Below are 20,298 nucleotides of genomic sequence, written 5' to 3'. Positions count from 1 at the left end.
TCGTTGTTAGTTTTTTCAAAAATAATATAAATTACTCTTTATATTCATAAATAACAGTCTTTATTATTTGAAATAACTATACTTATTTCTTTAAAATAGTTTTTATCTATATTTAATTAGAGACTACCAATTATAAAATAATTAGTTATTAAAATAATTGTTTAACTTTGGGAAATAACCTAAAACAATATTCATAAATATGTCAGATATAAATAAATGCCCTTTTATGGGAGGAACTCAAAAACAGACTGCTGGTAGAGGAACAAGTAATAGAGATTGGTGGCCAAATGAACTAAAGTTAAATGTTTTAAGACAAAATGGTATAAAATCTAATCCTTTGGGAAAAGATTTTAACTATGCAGAAGCTTTTAGCTCCTTAAATTATAAAGAGTTGAAAGAAGATGTTATTAATTTAATGACAGACTCTCAAGACTGGTGGCCTGCAGATTATGGGCATTATGGCCCTTTTATGATTCGTATGGCTTGGCATAGTGCTGGTACTTATAGAGTTGGTGATGGTCGTGGAGGTTCTGCAAGTGGTTCACAACGTTTTGCACCTTTAAATAGTTGGCCAGATAATGGCAATTTAGACAAAGCTCGTTTGTTACTTTGGCCAGTGAAAAAGAAATATGGAAATAAAATTTCTTGGGCAGATTTAATGATTTTAGCAGGTAATTGTGCTCTTGAGTCTATGGGTTTTAAAACTTTTGGCTTTGCAGCAGGAAGAGAAGATATCTGGGAACCAGAACAAGATATTTACTGGGGTAGTGAAACAGGTTGGTTAGATAACGAAAAGAGATATGAAACTGATAATGGTGATTTAGAAGGACACTTAGGTGCTGTTCACATGGGACTAATTTATGTAAACCCAGAAGGTCCAAATGGAGAGCCTGATCCCCTTAAATCTGCTCACGATATTAGAATTACATTTGGTAGAATGGCAATGAACGATGAAGAAACGGTTGCTTTAGTTGCTGGAGGACATACTTTTGGAAAAGCTCACGGTGCAGCAGATCCAGATAAGTATGTAGGCAAAGAACCTCATGGTGCTCCTATTGAAGAAATGAGTACTGGTTGGAAAAATTCTTTTAAAACTGGGGTTTTAGATGATACAATTACGAGTGGTTTAGAAGGTGCTTGGACACCAAGCCCAACTAAATGGGATGATGAGTATTTTGATGTATTATTAAATTACGATTGGGAGTTAACAAAAAGTCCTGCAGGTGCACACCAATGGAAACCAACTGAAGCTTCTAATGCTAGAAAAGCTCCAAAAGCTGGTGATGCAAATGGTACTCAAGACATTATGATGTCTACTGCAGATATGGCCTTAAAAGTAGATCCTGTTTATTTAGAAATTTCAAAACGTTTTCATAAAGATCAAAAGGCTTTTGAAGATGCTTTTGCTAAAGCATGGTTCAAATTAACTCATAGAGATATGGGACCTGTTAATAGATATTTAGGGCCAGAAGTACCTAAAGAACAATTACTTTGGCAAGATCCAATTCCTGCTGTAAATTATTCTTTAAATGATGCTGAGATTTCTACATTAAAAAATAAAATCTTAAATTCTGGGTTATCAATTTCTCAATTAGTTACCACTGCTTGGGCATCTGCATCTACTTATAGAGGGTCAGACAAAAGAGGGGGCGCAAATGGAGGTAGAATTCGTTTAGAACCTCAGAAAAGTTGGGCAGTAAATAACCCTTATGAGTTAAATAAAGTATTAGCAAAATACGAAGAAATTAAAGCTTCTTTTAGTGGAGATGTTTCTATTGCAGATTTAATTGTTTTAGGTGGTTCTGCTGCTGTTGAGCAAGCTGCTAAAAACGCTGGTTATACCATTTCTGTTCCTTTTTCTCAAGGAAGAGGAGATGCTTTGCAGGAAAATACAGATTTAGAATCTTTTGGCTATTTAGAGCCAATTTCAGATGGATTTAGAAATTTTATAAAGTCTGATTTAAAACTTTCAGCGGAAGATTTATTAATTGATAAAGCAAATTTACTAACACTTTCTATTCCAGAAATGACTGCTTTAATTGGTGGAATGAGAGTTCTTGGTGCTAATTATGATCAATCTAAACATGGTGTTTTTACAAATAATGTTGGGCATTTAACAAATGATTTCTTTACCAATATTTTAGACTTTACGTATACTTGGAAAGCCACATCTTCTGAAGATAAAATTTTTGAAGGAAAAAACAGAAAAACAGGTAAAATAGAGTTTGTAGGTTCTAGAGCAGATTTAATATTTGCTTCTAATACAGAATTGAGAGCTGTTAGTGAAGTTTACGCTGCAAATGATGGTGAGCAAACTTTTGTAAACGATTTTGTAAAAGCTTGGACTAAAGTAATGAATTTAGATCGTTTTGATTTATAAACAACATATTTTTAATTATGATAAGAGGCTTTTTTAAAAGCCTCTTTTTTTATAATACCATAATTTTTAGTTGATTGTAATGTTCAAAAAAATAGCAGTGAACTTTTAGAAAATTTTCAGTTTAATGTTTCTCTAAATTATACTTCAAATAAAATTACCATCGAAACTGAAGGTATATTTATAGCATTAGAAATACTTATTTTTCCATCAAAATCAAAAATAGTATTAAAAACTGCAATTTGCCATGTTCTATCTAATTTGTAATTTACAGTTTTATTTTTTGCATTATAAACCACTAAAACATTTTTCCAGGAATCATTATTTGCATTATTTTTAAGTTGATAAGAAATGAATTCATTTTCTGTTTTTTCAAAGACTAAGTTTTTCTGAACATCTATTGCAGTTTGCATTCTAAATGCGGGATGCTTTTTTCTTAGTTTTATTAAATTCTGATAGTATCTAAAAATATCAGCATTTTCAACTTTTAACTTCCAATCTATTTGATTGATTTTATCTGAAGATTTGTAAGAATTATCGTCTCCTCTTTTGGTTCGCATTATTTCTGAGCCAGCATGTAAAAAAGGGGTTCCTTGTGAAGTTAAAACAATAGCAGTTGCCAATTTGTGCATTGCTTTGATTTCATTAAAAGAAGCATCGGGTGTTGATATTTTTAGTTTATCAAATAACGTATGATTATCATGACAAGAAACATAATTAATTGCTTGCCAAGGTTTTTTTGCCCAGGGTTTTTTAGAGTAATTTACTTTTTGATAATCAATTTGAGGATGATTGATAGCACCTACAATTCCAAATTTTACAGATTCCTCACTATTTTTTGCTCCATTTACAAAACCAGTATTTTTAGCATCAAAAACACTCCCTTTAATTCCGTCTCTTAATTCATCACAAAATACACCAATTTGTGGCATTTTGGTGGTGTATTTTTTTAATGCACGTTTTTTTTCTGGAAATACAGATTTATTTGCTGTCCAACCTTCGCCATAAATGAGTGTGTTTTTATTTATTTTTTTGACTTCAGAAGCAATTAAATTCATGGTTTCTATATCATGAATCCCCATTAAATCGAAACGAAAACCATCTATATGATATTCTTGAGTCCAATATTTTACAGACTCAACGATAAATTTACGTGTCATTTTTCTTTCTGATGCTATTTCGTTGCCACAATCAGAAGCATCAGAAAAATTACCTTTATCATCAAAACGATAATAATAATTAGGGTTTTCTAAATTAAAATTTGAGCTTTCAGTTTTACCAGTGTGATTGTAAGCTACATCTAAAACAATACCAATATTTGCATCGTGAAATGCTTTAATCATCATTTTAAACTCTTTAATTCTTATTGCAGCATCAAATGGATTTGTAGCATAAGAACCTTCTGGCACATTGTAGTTTTGTGGGTCATATCCCCAATTATATTGTGGTTTTTCTAAATTGCTTTCATCAATAGAATAATAATCAAAACAGGGTAATAAATGTACGTGTGTAATATCTAATTCTTTGATGTGATTTATTGCAGTATTAATATTTAGATTGCTTTTTGTATCTTTTTCAACCAAACCCAGATATTTGCCAGCAAATTTAGAATTTGCTTCTTTTTGAAAAGTAAAATCACGAATGTGCAATTCGTAAATTATAGCATCATTTGGCGATTTTAAAGTTATAAAATTATCATTACTCCAATTTTCAGGATTGGTTTCATCAAAATTTAAAACCATTGCTCTGTTGCCATTTACACCAACTGCTTTTGCATAAACCCCAGGAGTTTCTGCTAACCAATAATTATCAATAGATATTTGATAGGTATAATAAATTCCTTTTAAATCTCCTTTAATAGTTTTAGTCCATAATCCGTTTTTTTGATGATTTAGAGTCGTTTTCTTGTAAATATCAGTATTATTTCCTGTTTTGTAAAAGTTTAGTTTTACAGCATTTGCTCTAGGAGACCAAATTTTAAAAGTAGTTTCTTTTTTAGAATAGGATAACCACAAATTTTCATCTGTTGTAGGGTATTCATCAAATGAAAAAGAATCTACACTATTTTGTTTCATTATTATTGAATGAATAAAATGCTAAATTGTTTTTAAAATTTAAACAATTTTAGAAAATTGAAGAGGTTGTTTTAGATGTAAATCTCTCTAAAAATAACATCCCTTTGTATGAATTTCCTTTTTTATTTAATTTAGGACTCCAAACTGCGATACAATATTTATTAGGATGAATTGCTATAATCCCTCCTCCAACACCACTTTTGCCAGGTAAACCAACTCGAAAAGCAAACTCCCCAGATTCATCATAAAAACCACAAGTAAGCATAATTGCATTGATTCTTTTAGTTTGGCTTTCTGTTATAACAGTATTGCCTTTTTTAGTTATAAAATGATCTTCTGTTAGGTATAAAAATATTTCAGAAAGTTCTTTACAAGTCATTTCTAAAGAACAGATATGAAAGTAGAAATCCAATACTTCACCAACACTATTTTTAATGTTTCCAAAAGATTTTATAAAGTTACACAATGCTATATTTCTAAAACCAGCACTTTTTTCTGAATCAGCGATTTTCTTATTATAGTTTAAAGTATCGTTATTAGAAATTTCTTTACAAAAGTTTAAAAAATCTTTTTTTGGATTTTTAAGGTGGCTAAATAAAACATCACAAACTACGATTGCGCCAGCATTTATAAAAGGATTTCTAGGTTTACCAAAATCTGCTTCTAGTTGTAATAATGAATTAAACGGTTTTCCAGAAGGTTCAACATCAACTCTTTCCCAAAGTTTTTCTCCTTCTAGTTTGTAAGCTAAAGTTAATGAAAGGATTTTTGTAACACTTTGTATAGAGAATTTTTTACTAAAATCTCCCACACCAAAATTTTCATTGTTAATTGTTGTAATACTTGCTCCAAAGTTGTTTGGGTCTACTAATGCCAATTCAGGAATGTAATTCGCTACTTTACCAATATCATCTACTTTTTTTAGATCTAAGTAAATGTCTTCAATTAATTCTTGATAATTTTTCATTGCTAATTTATTGTTACTGAAATATCATTCTTTTATCAAAAGGAAAATGAGTTATTTCAATAATTTTAATTTTTTTAAAGTCTTTATGATAAGGATTTATAAGGTAATTAAAGTCTCCTTGTACAACTGCAGAAGGTACTTTTAAAATACAAGATTCCATAGCATTTATAAAGTTGTCTCCAATTTTTTTTGTTTCAGAAACAGAAGGATTGTTGCTCCAGTTTTTAGATAGTTTTTTTACCTTTAATTTTTGGATAGAAACACTGCTTGGTACATCAATAGTAATCATTACGTAATCTTTTGGTAAGGTAGCAATAGTTAAATGTACTGCAACTTCTGCCATTGCCAAAGCTCTACTTTCTGCTGTGTAAATAACTTCTGTTCCTTTAGAGTTCCATCTATTATTAGATTTTGCAGCACCTTTTCCGTTAAATGAGTTGGCGTATTTTTGTTTAGAAAGTCTATAGATTTTCATTAGGCAAAAACACCATGTTCTATTCTGTTAAGCTCTTCTAAAACGAGCTCTTTACCATAAGAATCTTTTAAAAGTTCTGCGGGTTTTAAGTTGTTTAATGCATAAGAAGGTGTTTTTAACCATAAATAAAATTGCTCTTTGGTATCAAAAACTTGTTTTCCTAAATTATTAACTTCTGCAATTTCAATTATTTTTTCTGTGTGAATTGGCTTAAAAATAAAGTTTTTATCGTTGCTATATCTTTGTAAAGATTTTGTAGAAATATTTAAATAGTTTGCCCAATCTTCTTCTGTAAAAGGAATCATATTTTTAATAATATTAAACAATTTATAAGGCAAACCTCTTTTAATAACTTGAATAATTAGCATTTTGTTTTCAAAAAAACTTGAGAAACTTATTTTTTCTGAATTTAAATTAAAGGGAGCATTAGTTATGTAACCACTAAATGCTTCATTTACAAAATTATCTGTGTTGTTTTCTTTATAAGTCATGGATAAGTACATTTGACTTCAAATATACGACTTTTGTCTTTGTTGTTAACTTTTTTTTTATATTTTTTTAAAGTTTAAACTAATTGGAACAAAAAAAAGGAATTACAGCGATGTAATTCCTTTTAATATGATAAGATCTTGAATTAAATTCAGAATCAGCTATTTTTTACAAAGTCTCTACAAACAATCCTTCCTCTGTTTTAGAAACTTTGGCAACTTCTTTTTTTGTTAATCCTTTAATGGTTTTGTCCCATTTTTTGTTAGACAAACCAGATTGTGTTTTTAAATCGTTCAAATCTATTTTTTCTGCTTTGGTAATTATTGCCAAAACAGCTTTTTCTTCATCATTTAATTCAATAGAAGGTGCTTTTTTCTCTGGTCTCATTTGAGGGAAAAATAAAACTTCTTGTATGGATTGATTGTTGGTTAAAAACATAATCAATCTATCCATTCCAATTCCCATTCCAGAGGTTGGAGGCATCCCATACTCTAAAGCACGTAAAAAATCTTCATCAATAAATTCAGTCGCTTCATCATCTCCTTTTTGAGCTAATTTTAGTTGATGTTCAAAACGTTCACGTTGGTCAATTGGGTCATTTAACTCAGAATATGCATTGGCAATTTCTTTACCACAAACCATTAATTCAAATCGTTCTGTTAACTCTGGGTTGTCTCTATGTTCTTTACAAAGCGGACTCATTTCTTTAGGATAATCTGTAATAAAAGTTGGCTGAATATAATTTCCTTCACATTTTTCGCCAAAAATTTCATCAATTAACTTTCCTTTTCCCATGGTTTCATCCACAGAAATATCCATAGATTTTGCAGCCTCTCTAATTTCATCTTCCGTTTTACCAGTAATATCAAAACCAGTAAAATGTTTAATAGAATCTGCCATTGTAACTCTTGCATAAGGAGCTTTAAAATCTATTTTATGTTCGCCAAAAACAGCTTCAGATGTTCCATTTACAGCAATGGCACAATGTTCTAAAAGTTGCTCTGCAAAATCCATCATCCAATTGTAATCTTTGTAAGAAACATAAATTTCCATGGCTGTAAATTCAGGATTATGCGTTCTATCCATTCCTTCATTTCTAAAGTTTTTAGAAAACTCATACACACCATCAAAACCACCAACAATTAGCCTTTTTAAGTATAATTCATTGGCAATTCTCATATATAATGGAATGTCTAAAGAATTGTGATGTGTTATAAAAGGTCTTGCTGCTGCACCTCCAGGAATTGGTTGTAAAACCGGAGTTTCAACCTCAAAATAACCAGATTCGTTGAAAAAAGAACGCATTGCATTAAACAATTTGGTTCTTTTTACAAACACTTCTTTTACATGTGGGTTTACTACTAAATCTGCATAACGTTGTCTGTAACGTAATTCTGGGTCTGTAAAAGCATCATAAGTAACCCCATCTTTTACTTTAGGAATTGGTAAAGGTTTTAAAGATTTAGAAAGCATCTTAAAATCTTTTACCATCACTGTTTTTTCACCAACTTTAGTTGTAAAAAGTGTACCAGTAATCCCTATAAAATCACCTAAATCTAATAATTTTTTAAATACGTTATTGTATAAAGATTTGTCTTCTCCTAAGCAAATTTCATCTCTGTTAAAATACAACTGAATTCTGCCTTCACCATCTTGTAATTGACCAAAAGAAGCTTTTCCTTGAATATTAATAACCATTAAACGACCTGCAATCACAACCTCTTTACCTTCTTCAAAATCCTCTTTAATTTCTTTAGAATTAGAATCTACAGGAAATAAATCTGCTGGATAAGGATTGATCCCTAAAGCACGTAATTTTACAAGCTTTTCTCTACGTACAACTTCTTGTTCTGATAATTGCATTTTTTATCTATGTTTTCTGGTAAATATTAAAGGCTGCAAAGATACAATGCTTAGAATTAATAGACAATTAGGAATAAAATTAAAATAACAACTTCACTTGCCGATTTTTAAAAACATCGTATATTTGAATGCTACTTTTTGTTAGAGTAGCATCGTTGTGTTGTTTTGGCGTTTTCGAAAAAGCGTCATGGTTTTGTTAGCCAATGGAAAGCTTCCCTTAAATGGGACGCTTTTTTTATACTCTAAATTTTATAAAAAGTTTTTTTTGAAGCTATTTCCAGCTTTCACTACTCGCTTTTTTTATGCAGAAAAAGCATAAAAAAGAGCTCAAACAGACCGTTCAATCTGGGCTAAACTTGTTTGTAGGTTTATTGAAAACTAAAATCAGTCTAGATTTTTGGAGAAGCCTGTTCTGAACTTGATTCAGTATTCATCAATGGAAAAGAAAAGGCAATTATAATAAAAACACATCTTTAAACTCCCAAAACTGAATAACAAACAACACAAAATAAACAGTAGCAATAGAAAACTTAATGGTTGCAGAAGCTAAAAAACCAAGAAATGCTCCAAAAGAAGCTTTTAAAGCTCGGTTTGTATCTTTTCCATCGTAGATTAACTCTCCAATAAATGCTCCAAAGAAAGCACCAAGCAACATACCAAAGGGAATAGGAGAGAGCAAACCAACAATTAGACCAATGGTAGTGCCATAAACGCCATATTTTGTACCACCAAAACGTTTTGTCCCCATTGCAGGAATAAGATAATCGAGTATCATAATAAGAATAGCTACACCCAAAGTAATTCCAAGAAAAGTCCAATCCATCGGAACAATTTTAGTAGTATGTAATAAAAGTAAACCAATCCAACTAGTTAAAGGTCCTGGTAAAACAGGTAAAAAAGAGCCAATAATTCCTAAGCAAACAAAAACGAAGCCTAATAGTAATAAAAATATATCCATAGTAATTTTATAATTATAATATCTATATTTCAATAATCGAGCCAGTTTTTAACTTAAACAAGCCCAAATATTTAAATGTTTGTTGCAAAGCGTAAAAAAAATAAATAAAGGACGTATTTTTGAAAAAAAAGATTTTTATGAAATATGTCTATTCATTTATTATTATTGTTTTCTTAACCAGTTCTGCATTTTCACAAGATATAAAAAATGAAAAAGAGGTTTCTTTTATAGTTATTGAAAAAGCACCTGTTTTTCCTGGTTGTAAGGGTAGTAATAAAAAGTTAAAACAATGTTTTAATGAAAGTATTCAAAAATTGTTTTCAGAAAATTTTAATATTGATTTGGCTAATCAACTTGGACTTGCTGGTGGAGAATATAGAGTCTTTATTGGTTTTAAAATTACGCACAAAGGGACTGTTAAGAATATACTGGTTAGAGCACCACATAAAAAAATAAAAGAAGAGGTAAAAAGAGTAATGCATTTAATTCCACAAATGATACCTGGTGAAGTGAAAGGAGAAAAAGTAGGGGTAAAGTATTCTATTCCTTTTACAATGTTTGTTGAGGAAACAAAAGCTCAGAAAAAAGCTAGGAGAAAAAATAAAAAGAATTAATCTTATAATTTAGTAATTTTACGATATAAATAAAAGTATGTTTTTGCGTCTTTTTTCTTTTTTAACAGTATTCCTTTTTTTCACTTCGTGTGATAAATTTTCTAATACAAAAAACGCATCAACAAATAAAGCATTAGATACCCTTGTAGATTTTTCTTCTGTAGATACTTTTCCGTCATTTGATACTTGTGATTCAATAATTGATAATGAAGAGAAATCAGCTTGTTTTAGAAAAACAATTCATCAAAAAATAGGAGAGGAGCTACAAAATTACACGTTAACTATTAAAGATTCTATTAACGAGATTGTTTATGTAGATGTCATTATAAATGCTAAAGGAGTATTTAGTTTGGCAGCGATTCAATCATCAGAAAAAATAAAAAACGAATTACCAGAATTAGAAAGTTTGTTAAAAGCTAGTGTAGATAATTTGCCCAATATAACTCCAGCTAACAAAAGAGGCATTCCTGTTACTACAAAATATAGATTGCCAATTTTAATTCAGTTATAATCATAAAACTCCTAAACAGAATATGTTTGAGAGTTTTTAAGTAAGAATAGATATGTATTGTATCATTTCTAAGTGAGTAGAAACCTCATAATTTTGAAACCAAAAGAATAAACTTTATGTGATTTCTCCCTTTGGTCGAAATGACAAAAGGGATGGTTTATTAGTATTTCAGCTTGTTTTTGTTATATTTTACAAAGAGAAATCTAAATTAAGCAACTGAGTTGCTTAATTTAACATTGCCCAAAGTTTATCTTTTAATTCTTGTAAGCCTTTTTGAGCAACAGAAGATATAAATATTGCATCTATACCTTTAGGTAATTCTGCTTTAATTTCAGCTTGTAACTCATCATCTAACATATCTGTTTTAGAAATAGCCAATAATCGATCTTTATCTAACAATTCTGGGTTGTGTTTCTTCAATTCATTTAATAAAATTTCATATTCTTTGTTAATATCATCAGAGTCTGCAGGAACTAAGAATAATAAAGCAGAATTACGTTCAATATGACGTAAAAAGCGATGTCCTAAACCTTTCCCTTCAGCAGCACCTTCTATTATTCCAGGAATATCTGCAATTACAAATGTTTGATGATTTCTGTGCTCAACAATCCCTAAATTTGGTTTTAAGGTTGTAAAAGCATAATCTGCAATTTTAGGTTTTGCAGCTGTTAAAACTGATAATAAAGTAGATTTTCCTGCATTAGGGAAACCAACCAAGCCAACATCTGCTAATAATTTTAGTTCCATTCTAAACCAACCATCAGCACCATCCATTCCTGGTTGTGCATATCTTGGAGTTTGGTTTGTAGACGATTTAAAATTCCAGTTTCCAAGTCCACCTTTTCCACCTCTCAATAAAATTACTTCTTTTTGGTGTTCTGTAATTTCTACAATTACTTCATCAGTATCTGCATCTTTAATAATAGTTCCAAGAGGTACATCAATATAAATATCTTGAGCATCAGCACCAGAAGATCTACTTGCACTTCCTCCACCACCACTTTCTGCTCTAAAATGACGTTTAAATTTTAAGTGAAAAAGGGTCCACATATTTTTATCACCACGTAAAATAATATGTCCTCCACGACCTCCATCACCTCCATCAGGTCCACCTTTGGTAATAAATTTCTCTCTATGCAAATGCATGGAACCTTGTCCTCCTTTACCAGAAGATGCGTATATTTTTATGTAGTCTACGAAGTTACCCTCAGTCATTGTTTTTTTAATTTAGAGATTTGCTTTAAAATACCTAATAGCCAATGGCTGTTCTCCTTTTAATTTCAAACCTTCAGTCATTTTTGTTGCGTAATTGTGTAATTGTTGGAATGTGTAACAGCTCGTGTTTGTTTAAACAATTACAAATTTTAAAGTGTATTAAATACTTTGGCAATTCTTTGTGTAATATCTTTAATAGAACCTACACCATTAACACCACTATATTTGTTTTGCTTTTCATAAAAAACTTTTACAGGTGCAGTTTCTAGATTATAAGTGTTAATTCTATTTTGAATAATTGCAGGGTCTGCATCATCTGGTCTACCGCTTGTTTTTGCTCTTTCAGCTAAACGAATTTTTAATTCATCTTCAGCAACTTCTAAAGCGATCATTCCATTAATTTGTTCTCCTTTTTCAGCTAAAAAAGCATCTAAAGCTTCAGCTTGAGATTTAGTTCTTGGAAAACCATCAAAAATAAATCCATTGGCATCTGCATTTTTTTCAACTTCTGCTTTTAGCATATTAATAGTAACTTGATCAGGAACTAGATTTCCTTCATCCATATACTTTTTAGCTAATAAACCAAGTTCTGTTTGGTTTTTAATATTGAAGCGAAATACATCTCCAGTAGAAATATGTACTAAATTGTACATGTCTTTTAAAAATTCTGCTTGTGTTCCTTTTCCTGCTCCTGGAGGGCCAAATAATACAATGTTTTTCATGTTTGGTTTTGTTGATAATTGATATATTGCTGGGTAATTTCTACCTAAACCATTATAATCCAGTCCATAACCAACAATAAATTTATCTTCAATACTTTTGCCGATATAATTGATTGGTAGTTCTTTTCTAAATACGTCTGGTTTAAAAAATAACGTTGCAACTTTTAATTGTTTTAAATTTTTGTGTCTAAAGATATTGTAAATTTCTTGAAGTGTGTTTCCTGTATCAATAATATCTTCTAATATAATTATAGTTCTATTTGTTAAATCTTCATTAATACCTACTAACTGTTTTACGTTTTCTATGGATGATGTGCCATTATAAGAAGCTAGTTTTACAAAGGAAACCTCACAATTCCCATTAAATTCTCTTATAAAATCTGCAGCGAATAAAAAACATCCATTTAAAATACCCACAAAAATAGGTATTTCATCTTTAGGAAGTTCAGCTTTTACTTGTATTGCTAAATGTTTTACGATTAAAGCAATTTCCTCTTTATTGATGTAAGGTTTAAAATAGAGGTCTTGAAGTTTTATAATACTCATTTAAATGCAAATATAATAGCTATTTGTTTAATGAAAAAACCGTTTTCTTGTGCTGTACTTATTTCAGTATCACATAAGAAAACGGATTTTTATATATGTTTAAAGAAACTTATTTGTTCTTTTCTTCTTTTTTAGAAGTATCAAACATTACAGGTGTTGCCACAAATAATGATGAATATGTACCTACTGCTACACCAATAATTAATGCAAACATAAATCCTTTAATTGAATCTCCTCCAAATAAGAAAATAATTACCATAACTAATAAGGTAGTTAAAGAGGTATTAATAGTTCTACCTAAAGTTGAGCTTAATGCCTTGTCTACAACTTCGCTATATTTCCAATTTGGGTGTGAACCAGCAAACTCTCTAATTCTATCAAAAATTACTACGGTATCATTTAATGAGTAACCAACTACAGTTAGAATTGCTGCTATAAAAGATTGACCTATTTCCATATCAAAAGGCATTATGTTTTGTAATATAGAGAAAATACCTAATACAATTAATACGTCATGGAAAACTGCAACTACAGCACCAATAGAGAAAGAAACTTTTCTAAAACGTAATAATATGTATAAGAAAACAATTAATAAAGATCCAAAAACGGCATACAATGCTGATGTTTTAATATCATCTGCAATTGTAGGTTCTACTTTCATATAACTCATTACTCCTGCACCTGCTTTTTCAAAACCTGGTTTAAAGTTTTCGTAAGAAGTTGTACCTAAATAAGATTTTAACCCTTTAAATAAGGTACTTTGTACTTGTTCATCTACTTCTTGTCCTTCTTCATCAATTTTATAAACCGTTGTAATTTTTAATTGATTATTAGAACCATAGGTTTTTACTTCTGGAGCTGAACCAAAAGCATCTTTTAAAGTACTTGCAACATCTGTAGCACTCATTGCTTGGTCAAAACGAACTACATAAGAACGACCTCCTTTAAAATCTACACCTTGTTTTAATCCGATAGAGAAAATTGAAATAATACCTGCAATAATAATTGCACCAGAAATTACGTAAGCAATTTTACGTTTCTTTAAGAAGGCTATATTGATATTTTGAAACCATCCTTTAGAAATAGAAGTATTAAATGTTAAGTTAGAACCTTTGTTTACTGAGCTGTCTATTAATAAACGCGTAATAAATACTGCTGTAAATAATGAAGTAGCAATACCAATCATTAATGTTAATGCAAAACCTTTAATTGGTCCTGTTCCAAAAACATATAAAATAATACCTGTTAAAAGTGTTGTAATATTTGCATCAATAATTGCAGATAATGCTCCTTTTACAGAGAATCCTTCTTCAACAGATTGCTTTAATCCTTTCTTTAAACCTAAACCTTCTTTAATTCTTTCGAAGATAATTACGTTTGCATCAACAGACATACCAATAGTTAAAATAATACCTGCAATACCAGGCAATGTTAACACAGCGTTAAAAGAGGCTAGAATTCCGAATATAAATAAGATGTTTACCACTAAGGCAACATCTGCATAAATACCAGCTTTACCATAATATAAAATCATCCAAAGTAAAACTAATAGAATTGCCAATCCAAAAGAAAGGAAACTTGCGTCAATTGCTTCTTGTCCTAAAGATGGTCCAACAACTTCTGCCTGAATTATTCTTGCAGCTGCAGGTAATTTACCCGCTTTTAATACTGTTGCAATATCTTCTGCTTCAGAAATAGTCATGGTTCCACCAGAGATAGAAGTTCTACCACCTGTTATTGGTGTATTTACAGAAGGAGCAGTATATACATAATTATCTAAAACTACAGCAACAAACTTTCCTTGATTATCGGTAGTCATTTTAGCCCATTGTTTTGTACCAGAGCTATTCATTGTCATGCTAACTTCTGGTTTATTCATTTGGCTAAACACTTGAGCAGCGTCTAAAATAACATCTCCTTCAATAGTAGCTTTTCCACTTCTACTACCTTTAATAGCATATAAACCAATTAGTTCTGTACCATCAGTTCCTTCGTTTGCTTTATAATCCCATAAAAACTTTACATATTTAAGTTCGTTAGGTAATAATGCTTTTACTTCTTTTCTGTTTAATAAATCGTTTACAGTAGCTGTATCTAAAACTCTAGCTTGTCCTACTAAAGAACTTGTTTGTTGTTGATTTTGAGCAACATTTGGAAATAAATAAGAAAATAGATTTTTTTGTGCTACACTTGTAGAATCTACTGTTTCTCCTAATAAATCATCAATATCATCTTTTTTAGTAGAATCTATAGCTTTTTCTATTACAGAAGTATCTTTCAATAATTCTGCAACTTTAGCATTTGCAGAGAAAAAGTAGTTTTGTACTTCTGCATTTGTATGTACTTCCCAAAATTGTAATTCTGCTTTACTAGTAATTAACCTAGTAACACGCTCAATATCTTTAGCTCCTGGTAATTCAATTTGAATTCTACCAGAGTTTCCAATTCTTTGAATGTTAGGTTGTGTAACACCAAATTTATCAATTCTACTTCTTAATACTTCAAAAGCAGTACCGATAGAACTGTTAATTTCTTCTTGTAAAGTTTCTTTAACACTTGAATTTGCCTCGTTAAAAGTAATTTTTTCACTTAAAGCTTTTGTACCAAATATAGAAGGGTCGCTTAATTTTGTGTCTCCAGCAATTTTTTCAAATTCTTCAAAGAATAAGTCTAAGTAATTTGCATTGTCACTTTTTTGAGCTTCATCTGCAGCAGCTAATGCTTGGTTAAATACTTCGTTTTTAGAATCGTTTGATAAACTTTTTAATACTTCTTTTACAGAAACTTGTAAAATAGCATTAATACCACCTTTTAAATCAAGACCAAGATTCATTTCTTTGTCTTTAACATCATTATAGCTGTATTCTGTTACTCCTAAATCGATGATGTTTTTGTTAGCAACACTGTCTAAATACTTTCTTTCAAAATTAGCTCTTTGTCTTGCATCTGAATCAACACCTTTAATTGCTGCATAATTTACAGCATCATCTTCAACTTTAGTTGCTAAAAATGTAAATGATAATTGATATAAACTCACTAATCCAAAAAGGATAGCGAATACTTTAATAAGTCCTTTGTTTTGCATCTTATATTTTTTTTGTCATTTTTTTTAAAACGAGCAAATATATTGTTTCTCGTAAAATCTGACAATTATTTTTTATTGATTGTTTTTTTTGTTCTGATGAGTTTTAAACTCTTGAAATTAAATTGATTATAGAAAAATAGATGTCTATATATTTTAACTATAATAATTTTGAGGTCCTGCTCTAACTTCAGGTTCTTTGTAGGAAGTTCTATCCTTTGTAAAAGGACTGTTTTTGTGTATTTTAAAAGAAGTTTTAAAAAGTTGGTTTGCTTTGTTAAAATCTAATTTTTTAAGAAATGCAGAGTAATTATTTGTTGTAAACCTGTCTGAATTATATTTAATTTCAAACACATATTTGTAGTCTGAGTTTGAAATATCAATTTTGTTTGTTAATTCGTGAATGTCAAAATTGTAATTAGAACTAAGCTTGTTTTTTTCTTTTTTACTAGAATTTTTATTTAAGGCTAATTTACTTTTTTGTGTAAGTAGTTCTTTAATATTTTCAACATCAAAAGTACTGTAATAGGCAATTTTTAAAGTACTGTTTTGAGTTTTTTTGATTTGAATATTAGAAACACCAGCGTTTAGTAATTTTTCTTTTACATCTGCAATGGTGTTTTCAATGTCTTTTTTATTAATTTTAGCATCAACAAAATTTAGAATAATTTCTTGATTAGGTGCTACAACCTGATCTTGAAATGCTCCAAACAGAATACCTATTAAAAATAAAGTACTGATGTACCATTTTAACTTCATTTGCCAAATATATAAAAAGAATGCGTAAAAATTATTAAATATTTAATTCGATTTTTTTGATGTTAAAATTTAGTGATTACATTTCATATAATTTTATTCATTTTTTAAAATCAATGTAATACTGAGTCTAATTTCCCCGTAAGAAACTTGTTCGTTTAATTTTTCATAAATTGGTTTCAATTCAATTTTTCTATCAAATTCATTAAAAACAACTCTAACTTTATCAACCACTTCTTTGGCTACTAATTTTTCTAAATCGACTTTTTTACCTTCCATATATAATTGAGACAAGTGAGAAAAAATGGTGGTTATAGAAAGGCCTCTATTTTCAGAGATTTCCTTCGGATTTAATCCTTCTTTGTATAAGTTATACGTTTTTATTGTAGTGGGTGTTTTTCTGGGTTTTGCAACATTTTTAAACGGACGAATTACGCTCATAAATTCTTCGCCATATTTTTCCATTTTGTTCATTCCAACTCCAGAAATAGCTAAAAATTCGTTTTCTGTTGTTGGCAATTCACTTGCCATCAATTTTAAAGACTTATCACTAAAAACAATGTATGCAGGCATGTTTTCTTCTTTAGCAATTGCCAATCTTATTTTTTTAAGTTCTGTAAATAAATCTTTATTTACTTCACCTTCTGTGGCTATTTTTAAGGTTTTTTGAGCTTTCTTTTTATCAGCAGCAGCAATAGGAGTTGTTAAGCGTATCGTTTTTTCGCCTTTTAAAACTTGCCAACCAATGGGCGTTATTTTTAAAGCAGAGCTTTCTGCATACATAATTTCAATCAAACCTTGGTTTGCCATTTGTATTACATAATCTCGCCAATCAAAAAATGATACGTCTTTTCCTATTCCATAAGTTTTTAGAGTAAAGTATTGTTTGGAGTGAATGTCTGCATTATTACTGCCTCTTAAAACGTTAATCAGCATTGTAATTCCGTCTTTTTCTTTCATTCTAGCAATTCCAGAAAGTGCTTTTTGAGATAAAATGGTGCCATCAAAATCTTTAGGCGGGTTTTCACAAACATCACAATTACCACAGTTTTCTGTAAGATGCTCGCCAAAGTAAGATAATAATATTTTTCTTCTGCAAGATTTTGCCTCTGCAAACTGTAACATTCTGTTCAGTTTTTCTTTTTGCATTGCTGTATTTGCACCATCATCTGCAAATTGGCTATACAAAACAAAATCTCTCATATTATAATAGAGTACTGTTTCTGAAGGCAAACCATCTCTTCCTGCACGTCCTATTTCTTGGTAATACCCCTCTAAGTTTTTTGGTAAATTATAATGAATTACAAAACGCACATTCGATTTGTCAATGCCCATTCCAAATGCAATCGTAGCTACTACAATTTTTAGATCATCATTTATAAAATCGGTTTGTGTTTGTTCTCTTTCATCAAAAGTCATTCCTGCATGATAAAAAGCAACAGAATGTCCATCAGCTTTTAAAAAGCTAGCAACTTCTTCTGTATTTTTTCTGCTTAAACAATAAATAATGCCACTTTCGTTTTTTCTTCGTTTTATAAAACTGACAATTTCTTGTAGTTTTTTCTTTTTAGCAACTTGGCCTCTAACTTCTATGCTTAAGTTTTTTCTATCAAAAGAAGAAATAAATAATTTTGAATTAGATAAACCTAATTGTGTCTCAATATCTTTTCTGGCAGATTTATCTGCTGTGGCAGTTAATGCCATAAATGGCACATTTGGTAAAGAATTTCTAAATGTTTTTAGTTGTGTGTATTCTGGTCTAAAATCATGACCCCACATACTTACACAATGAGCTTCATCAATAGCAACTAATTTTATATTGAGTTGTTTTAACCAAGTATTGCTTACTGATATTAATTTTTCTGGTGATAAATAAAGCAGTTGTAAATCGCCATTTATTGCTTTGGTAATTACTTCGTTTTCTTCTTTTGTAGAAATAGAACTGTTAAAAAAATCTGCTTTTATTCCGTTAGATTTTAAAGCCTGTACTTGATCTTTCATTAACGAAATTAAAGGGGAAACTACTATTGTAATTCCATCAAAAATAAGAGCAGGAATTTGAAAACACATAGATTTACCTCCACCAGTTGGCATTAATACAAAACTATCTTTGCCTTCTATAGTTCTGTTGATAATTTGCTCTTGTAAAGGACGAAAATTATCATAACCAAAAATATTTTTTAAGATGATATGAGGTTGTTTTTTCATTTTTTAGCAATTGAATTACAAACATACATTTTTTATGTTTTACAAGAAGTCTGCAAATTAAGCTTGATCTATTATAAAAGAAAAAATCCAACTCAGAAGAGTTGGATTTTTTAATTTTGTCTAAAGTCTAAAGTCTAAAGTCTAAAGTCTAAAGTTCTAACAAACCGTTAGTTGCTTTAACACCCTCTGCAGAGGTTGCTAAATGAGCTTTTTCAGCGTCATTTAAATTGATTTCTACAATGCTTTCAATTCCGTTTTTACCTAAAACAACAGGAACTCCAATACATAAATCACTCAAGCCAAATTCTCCTTCTAATAAAGTAGAGCAAGGGAATATTTTTTTAGTATCACAAGCAATTGCTTGCACCATTCCACTTACAGCAGCTCCAGGAGCGTACCAAGCAGAAGTACCTAATAAACCAGTTAAGGTTGCACCACCAACTTTAGTTTCTGCAGCAACCTTTTCTAATCTTTCTGCTGAAATAAATTCAGAAACTGGTACTGAATTTCTAGTAGCTAATCTTGTTAAAGGAACCATTCCTTTATCAGAATGTCCTCCAATTACCATTCCATCAACATCAGAAATAGGTGCACCCAAAGCTTCAGCTAAACGATATTTAAAACGTGCAGAATCTAAAGCTCCACCCATTCCAATAATTTTGTTTTTAGCCAATCCAGTTGTTTTATGAACTAAATAAGTCATAGTATCCATTGGGTTAGAAACTACGATGATAATTGTGTTTGGAGATTGCTCTATTAAATTAGCTGAAACTGTTTTTACAATTCCTGCATTTATACCAATTAACTCTTCACGAGTCATACCTGGTTTTCTTGGTATACCAGATGTAATTACACAAACATCAGAATTTGCTGTTTTAGCATAATCATTTGTACTACCTGTAATTTTGGTATCAAAACTATTTAAAGAAGCAGTTTGCATTAAATCCATTGCTTTACCTTCTGCAAAACCCTCTTTAATGTCTAAAATAACTACTTCAGAAGCAAAATCTTTAATGGCAATATATTCTGCACAACTTGCACCTACTGCACCAGCTCCAACTACTGTAACTTTCATATTTTTATTTTTAAGATTATATTCGAAATATTAAGTCAGCAAAAGTACAAAAATATCATCAGAATTGCCTTTAATTGTCTAAAAATATATTAGATAGTTAGTGCTTTTTTCTCACTTATTTTCTTCTATATAAAAAAGTTTGAGAGTTGATTTTATTAGTTGTTTAACAACAGGGATTATATAACAATTAACTTTTAATGGTAGTTTTTTTGGAGAAGAAATTAATTATAATAACATTGTTTAAAAAAATAAAGAGTATAGGTTTTGTTCTTTATAAATTTTTTAAAAAAAACTATTTCTACAAATACCAAAACGAATTTTAGTATTTGTAGAAAATGAATTATTTTAATAGAAAGAGATTGCTA

Annotated in this window: 15 protein-coding genes; 3 read left to right on the top strand and 12 right to left on the bottom strand. The window is 29.9% G+C overall.

Going from position 1 to position 20,298, the window contains the following annotated elements:
- Positions 1-199 precede the first annotated feature (199 nt).
- Positions 200-2,380, top strand: a complete 2,181-nt coding sequence (katG, locus tag Q0731_RS03105; RefSeq protein ID WP_299059724.1) for a catalase/peroxidase HPI — start codon at positions 200-202, stop codon at positions 2,378-2,380.
- 137 nt (positions 2,381-2,517) lie between these two features.
- Here the strand turns inward: katG and pulA are convergent, their stop codons facing one another.
- From pulA to Q0731_RS03075, 6 genes are all read right to left on the bottom strand, one after another.
- Positions 2,518-4,452: a type I pullulanase gene (gene pulA / locus Q0731_RS03100; protein WP_299059722.1), complete on the bottom strand. Its 1,935-nt coding sequence runs from the start codon at positions 4,450-4,452 to the stop codon at positions 2,518-2,520.
- 49 nt (positions 4,453-4,501) lie between these two features.
- Positions 4,502-5,419 (bottom strand): glutaminase, encoded by a 918-nt coding sequence (locus tag Q0731_RS03095; protein ID WP_299059720.1) that lies wholly within the window; start codon positions 5,417-5,419, stop codon positions 4,502-4,504.
- A 13-nt stretch (positions 5,420-5,432) separates the two neighbouring features.
- Positions 5,433-5,894 carry an RES family NAD+ phosphorylase gene (locus Q0731_RS03090; RefSeq protein WP_299059718.1) on the bottom strand — a complete coding sequence of 154 codons (462 nt, stop codon included), beginning with the start codon at positions 5,892-5,894 and terminating at the stop codon, positions 5,433-5,435.
- Entirely contained in the window at positions 5,894-6,385 is a 492-nt protein-coding gene (locus Q0731_RS03085; protein ID WP_299059715.1) for an antitoxin Xre/MbcA/ParS toxin-binding domain-containing protein, read from the bottom strand. Before Q0731_RS03085 ends, Q0731_RS03090 begins: the two co-directional genes overlap by 1 nt.
- A gap of 166 nt (positions 6,386-6,551) precedes the next feature.
- Positions 6,552-8,246, bottom strand: a complete 1,695-nt coding sequence (gene lysS / locus Q0731_RS03080; RefSeq protein WP_299059711.1) for a lysine--tRNA ligase — start codon at positions 8,244-8,246, stop codon at positions 6,552-6,554.
- A gap of 454 nt (positions 8,247-8,700) precedes the next feature.
- Positions 8,701-9,204, bottom strand: coding sequence for a DUF456 domain-containing protein (locus Q0731_RS03075; RefSeq protein WP_299059708.1), 504 nt, complete (start codon positions 9,202-9,204; stop codon positions 8,701-8,703).
- A 137-nt stretch (positions 9,205-9,341) separates the two neighbouring features.
- Here Q0731_RS03075 and Q0731_RS03070 point away from each other — a divergent pair, with 137 nt between their 5' ends.
- Positions 9,342-9,818 carry a hypothetical protein gene (locus tag Q0731_RS03070; protein ID WP_299059706.1) on the top strand — a complete coding sequence of 159 codons (477 nt, stop codon included), beginning with the start codon at positions 9,342-9,344 and terminating at the stop codon, positions 9,816-9,818.
- A gap of 37 nt (positions 9,819-9,855) precedes the next feature.
- Positions 9,856-10,329 carry a hypothetical protein gene (locus Q0731_RS03065; RefSeq protein ID WP_299059704.1) on the top strand — a complete coding sequence of 158 codons (474 nt, stop codon included), beginning with the start codon at positions 9,856-9,858 and terminating at the stop codon, positions 10,327-10,329.
- A gap of 225 nt (positions 10,330-10,554) precedes the next feature.
- Here Q0731_RS03065 and obgE read toward each other — a convergent pair whose 3' ends face one another.
- The 6 genes from obgE to mdh all read right to left on the bottom strand — a co-directional run bounded on the left by obgE (position 10,555) and on the right by mdh (position 19,933).
- Positions 10,555-11,544: a GTPase ObgE gene (obgE, locus tag Q0731_RS03060; protein WP_299059700.1), complete on the bottom strand. Its 990-nt coding sequence runs from the start codon at positions 11,542-11,544 to the stop codon at positions 10,555-10,557.
- Positions 11,545-11,693: 149 nt separating this feature from the next.
- Positions 11,694-12,812, bottom strand: a complete 1,119-nt coding sequence (locus tag Q0731_RS03055) for an adenylate kinase (protein WP_299059697.1) — start codon at positions 12,810-12,812, stop codon at positions 11,694-11,696.
- Between the two features lie 109 nt (positions 12,813-12,921).
- Complete coding sequence (secDF, locus tag Q0731_RS03050) at positions 12,922-15,897, bottom strand: protein translocase subunit SecDF (RefSeq protein WP_299059695.1); 2,976 nt, start codon at positions 15,895-15,897, stop codon at positions 12,922-12,924.
- A gap of 153 nt (positions 15,898-16,050) precedes the next feature.
- Entirely contained in the window at positions 16,051-16,653 is a 603-nt protein-coding gene (locus Q0731_RS03045) for a hypothetical protein (protein WP_299059693.1), read from the bottom strand.
- A 93-nt stretch (positions 16,654-16,746) separates the two neighbouring features.
- Complete coding sequence (gene recQ / locus Q0731_RS03040; protein ID WP_299059690.1) at positions 16,747-18,858, bottom strand: DNA helicase RecQ; 2,112 nt, start codon at positions 18,856-18,858, stop codon at positions 16,747-16,749.
- 148 nt (positions 18,859-19,006) lie between these two features.
- Entirely contained in the window at positions 19,007-19,933 is a 927-nt protein-coding gene (gene mdh / locus Q0731_RS03035) for a malate dehydrogenase (RefSeq protein WP_299059687.1), read from the bottom strand.
- Positions 19,934-20,298: the final 365 nt, after the last annotated feature.

The organism is uncultured Polaribacter sp., from assembly GCF_947497695.1.
Taxonomy (GTDB): Bacteria; Bacteroidota; Bacteroidia; order Flavobacteriales; family Flavobacteriaceae; genus Polaribacter.
Note: the sequence above shows the minus strand (reverse complement) of the source record. Positions and strands in the feature narration are given on the sequence as shown.